The organism is Methylobacterium sp. WL103, from assembly GCF_008039885.1.
Lineage (GTDB): Bacteria > Pseudomonadota > Alphaproteobacteria > Rhizobiales > Beijerinckiaceae > Methylobacterium > Methylobacterium cerastii.
Genome location: NZ_VRUX01000366.1, coordinates 1 through 4,253, shown reverse-complemented (window position 1 = coordinate 4,253; position 4,253 = coordinate 1). Strand labels below are relative to the sequence as shown.

The 4,253-nt window shown below is 66.1% G+C and carries 3 protein-coding genes and 2 pseudogenes; 3 read left to right on the top strand and 2 right to left on the bottom strand.

The window, feature by feature from the left end; translation table 11 throughout:
- Positions 1-117, top strand: a pseudogene (locus FV222_RS18555) (IS5/IS1182 family transposase); the annotation flags it as partial.
- A gap of 66 nt (positions 118-183) precedes the next feature.
- Complete coding sequence (locus FV222_RS18550) at positions 184-1,518, top strand: IS1182 family transposase (protein ID WP_147815356.1); 1,335 nt, start codon at positions 184-186, stop codon at positions 1,516-1,518.
- Between the two features lie 76 nt (positions 1,519-1,594).
- On the opposite strand, the gene FV222_RS18545 is transcribed toward FV222_RS18550, so the two are convergent.
- On the bottom strand, positions 1,595-2,587 hold the full coding sequence (locus FV222_RS18545; RefSeq protein WP_147815355.1) for an IS481 family transposase: 993 nt from the start codon (positions 2,585-2,587) through the stop codon (positions 1,595-1,597).
- Between the two features lie 111 nt (positions 2,588-2,698).
- Here FV222_RS18545 and FV222_RS18540 point away from each other — a divergent pair.
- A pseudogene (locus FV222_RS18540) lies at positions 2,699-3,811 on the top strand (IS630 family transposase).
- Here FV222_RS18540 and FV222_RS18535 read toward each other — a convergent pair.
- The coding region (locus tag FV222_RS18535; RefSeq protein ID WP_147815354.1) for a transposase at positions 3,786-4,253 on the bottom strand (468 nt) is incomplete at its 5' end. The pseudogene FV222_RS18540 and the gene FV222_RS18535 sit on opposite strands and share 26 nt — an antisense overlap.

Here is a 4,253-nt window from a genome sequence, read left to right as displayed (position 1 = left end):
CGCCTCTGGGCCAGGCTCAAAGAGTGGCGCGCCATCGCCACCCGCTACGAGAAGACTGCCGTCAGCTTCATGGGCGTCCTCTCCCTCGCAGCCGCCCTCGATTGGCTCAAGCGATGACACGCCCTAGGAGCCCGTCCGAGTAATCCTCTCGACGGCGGGGCTGGAGGGTGATTCACTCGGCTTATGGCCAAGGTGTTTCGCTCCTGGGATGTCGATCAGGGCTGGTTGCTGCCGCCCTCGTTGCACGAGTTCGTGCCGCCCGGGCACATGGCGCACTTCGTTCGCGACACGGTGCGGGAAGCGCTCGACCTCTCGGCCATCCTCGACACCTACAGCGAAGAGCGCGGCTACCCGCCCTATCATCCGGGCATGATGGTGGCGCTCCTGCTCTACGGCTACAGCCGCGGCCTGTACTCGTCGCGTCAGCTCGCCCGAGCCTGCGAGGAGCGGGTCGACGTCATGGCGGTGACCGGCCTGAACCGCCCGGACTTCCGAACCATCGCCGACTTCCGCAAGCGCCACCTCGTGGCCTTGTCCGACCTGTTCGTGCAGGTGCTGCGCCTGTGCCGGGCGGCTGGTCTGGTCCAGTTCGCCCACGTGGCGATGGACGGGACCAAGGTGAAGGCCAACGCCTCTCGCCACAAGGCAATGAGCTACGGGCGGATGAAGACAGCCGAGCCGGCGCTGGCCGCCGAGGTCGATGCCTGGCTGGAGCAGGCGCGCAAGGCCGACGCGGCCGAGGATGAGGCGCAAGGCAAGACCCGGCGTGGGGACGAGACGCCGGACTGGATGGCCGACAAGCAGCGACGCCTGGAGACGATCCGCGCCGCCAAGGCTGCGCTGGAGGCGGAAGCGGTCGATCCGCCCAACCCCGAAGACGAGAGCGGTCCGGGTGCATCCTCGGGCATGCGCTGGCAGGGGCGGCCCCTGCGGGGTGAGGACGGCGGTCCGCCCGACCAAGCGCAGCGCAACTTCACCGACCCGGACAGCCGCATCCTGCCCACCCGCGACGGCTTCGTGCAGGGCTACAACGGCCAGATCGCGGTCGACGCCACGCATCAGGTGATCGTCGCGCACCGTCTCGTAACCAATTCGGCCGACTCCCGCGCCCTCGTGCCACTCATCGACGACGTCCGCGCTCATCTCGGGCGTAAGCCGCGAGAGGTCTCGGGGGATTCCGGCTTTGCCAACGAGGCGAACCTGGCAGCGCTGAAGGAGCGGCGGATCACCCCCTATCTCGCTCCAGGTCGGGCGCGTCACGGCGAGGCGGATGCGGCCGGTCGTCGTAAGCTGACGAAGACGCCCCTGATGCGTGCGATGGCTGCGCGGCTGAAGCGAGCTGGCCGCCGAAGCCGCTACCGCCTCAGGAAGCAGGTCGTCGAGCCGGTGTTCGGGCAGATCAAGCAGGCCCGGGGCTTCCGCCAGTTCCTGCTCCGCGGCCTCGATCAGGTCCGCGGCGAATGGGCGCTGATCTGCACCGCCCACAACCTCCTCAAGCTGGCGAAGGCCCGGCAATGAGCCCAAAGCCGACGCACACGTCTGCCCATACTTCGACGCGGATCCCGCCTTGTAAAATCATTACTCAGACGGGCTCCTAGATGTTTGGTCCCGGCATTTGGTGGTGCGGATTTGCAGTGAATTTGCCGGGCTCGGCGGACCATGCTTTGCAGATGGCTTCATAGGGCGTGAGGCCACGCAGGGTCTTCAGGCGTCGGCCAAAGTTGTAGGCGCTGACGAAATCAGCGAGGTGAGCGCCGAGCTGCTCGTGGCTGTCGTAGTGGTAGCGCTTGACCGTCGCGTCCTTGATCATGCGGTTCATTCGCTCGACCTGACCGTTGGTCCAGGGGTGCCGCGGCTTGGTCAGGCGATGGTCGATATCGTTTCGGGCGCAGGCGGACTCAAAGCTGTGGGCTCGGAATGTCTCGCCGGCTGCGATTGCCTCCCTGATGATGGAAGCGGCCGAGGCGACGTTACCAGGCGTGGTGAAGTGGGTGCCGTTGTCGGTGAGCACCGTGTGCACCTTGTAGGGCACGGCCTCGATGAGATGCCGGAGGAAGTCACCCGCAACCCTTCGCGTTGCCTTCTCATGCAGCTCGACGAAGGCGAACTTGGTCGTGCGGTCGATGGCGACGAGCAGGTAGAGCCGCCCTTCGGCCGTATGCACCTCGGCCAGATCGATGTGGAAGTAGCCCAGCGGGTAGGCCTTGAAGCGCGACCGCTTGGGCTTGTCGCCGTCGACATCCGGCAGTCGGCTGATGCCGTGGCGTTGCAGGCAGCGGTGCAGCGACGAGCGGGTCAGGTTCGGAATGGTAGCCTGCAGCGCGTAAAGGCAGTCGTCGAGCGGTAGGAGCGTGTGACGGCGAAAGGCGACCACGACCGCCTCCTCCTCGGGTGACAGCACCGTCGAACGCGGATCCTTCGGACCCGTACGCTGGTCGGCGACCGAGGTCCGCTGCCTCCACTTGGCGACCGTCTTCTGGTTGATCTCGTAGCGCTTCGAGAGCGCCCTCAGGCTCGCTTGACTATGTTGGATCGCTCGACGGATCGCCTCAGTCGTCGTGGCGCTGCCGTGAAGAATCTGGCCCATAGCGCGTCCCTCCACTCAGACGTGAAGATTGCACCATCAAACCCCGGGATCAAACAGTTTCAGATTGTGAGCTTGCACCTACGTGTGGGGATGTCCGCACGGAGGTGACTGATGGCCCGTGGTCCAAAACCTGCTCCACTCCATCTGACTGAGGACGAGCGCACGCGCCTGGCGGGGCTCGTCCGCCGTCGCAATGTCGGCCAAGCCTTGGCTCAGCGCGCGCGGATCGTGCTGGCCTGCGCTGAGCCGGGATCGACCAAGAGTAGCGTTGCCCGTGATCTCGGCGTCAGCCAAATGAGCGTCACGACGTGGCGCGCCCGTTTCCTCGCCCATCGCCTCGACGGCCTCGTCGACCTGCCCCGCTCCGGTGCGCTACGTGCCGTCACGGACACGGCCATCGAAGGGATGGTCACCCTCACGCTGGAGAGCCAGCCAGAGAACGCCACCCACTGGTCGACCCGCGCCATGGCCCAGCGGGTCGGCATGAGCCAGAGCATGGTCTCGCGGGTCTGGCGTGCCTTCGGGCTGCAGCCGCACAAGACCAACACCTTCAAGCTTTCGACCGAACCAGCCTTCGTCGACAAGGTCCGGGACGTGGTCGGCCTCTACATGGCTCCGCCGCATCGTGCCGTTGTGCTGTGAGTCGACGACAAGCCGCAGATCCAAGCGCTAACGGGCACGGCCCCCGTGCTGCCGATGCGGCCCGGCCAGCCAGAGCGCCGAACTCACGATTATCGTCGCCAGGGTACGACCGACCTGTTCGCCGCCCTCGACGTCCAGGCCGGGACGGTGATCCGCCACTGCACGGGCCGGCATCGTTCGATCGAATTCCGCGACTTCCTCGATCAGATCGAGGCGGTCGTACCCAGCGATCTCGATGTGCACCTCGTGCTCGACAACGCGGCCACCCACAAAACCAAGCTGATCCACGACTGGCTGGTGAAGCGTCCGCGTTGGCACCTTCATTTCACGCCGACGTCCGCATCATGGCTCAATCTCGTCGAGGGCTGGTTTGCCCTTCTCGCCCGTCGACGTCTGCAGCGTGGTGCCTTCCAACAGACCAGCGATCTCGAAGCGGCGATCCACGCCTACATCGACCAAACCAACGCCGATCCAAAGCCCTTCGTCTGGACCAAACCCGCTGATGCGATCCTCGCAAGCGTCGGACGCTTCTGTAGAGAACTTCTAAGACCCCGTTTCATAAGGGGTGCGCGAGCCGTCTGACGAGGATCATAGCGGCCGCCAAGACAAAGAAGGCGAGCGCCGAGGACGGGGTCGCCTCGTAGTCGCGGGCAAGCCTGCGGCATCGGGCGATCCAACTGAGCGTCCGCTCAATGACCCAGCGGCGGGGCTGGACGGCAAAGCCCTTCTGTCCCTTGTCCGGTCGGACGATCTCGACGGTGATGGCGGTGGCGTCGCCGACGCGCTCGCCCTGATAGGCTTGATCGGCAAAGCAGTGAGCCAGGAATGGCCACAGGCGGCGCGAGGCCTGCAGCAGAGCGACCCCGCCGTGGCTGTCGTGCCGGTCGGCCGTCGAGACGGTGGCCAGGAGCAGACGGCCATCCATATCGGTGAGCGCATGGCGCTTGCGGCCGACCACGCGCCGGGCCGGGTCGTAGCCGCGCTCCCCCTTGACGCCGACGCCGCCCGAGCGCGCGGCCTGCGC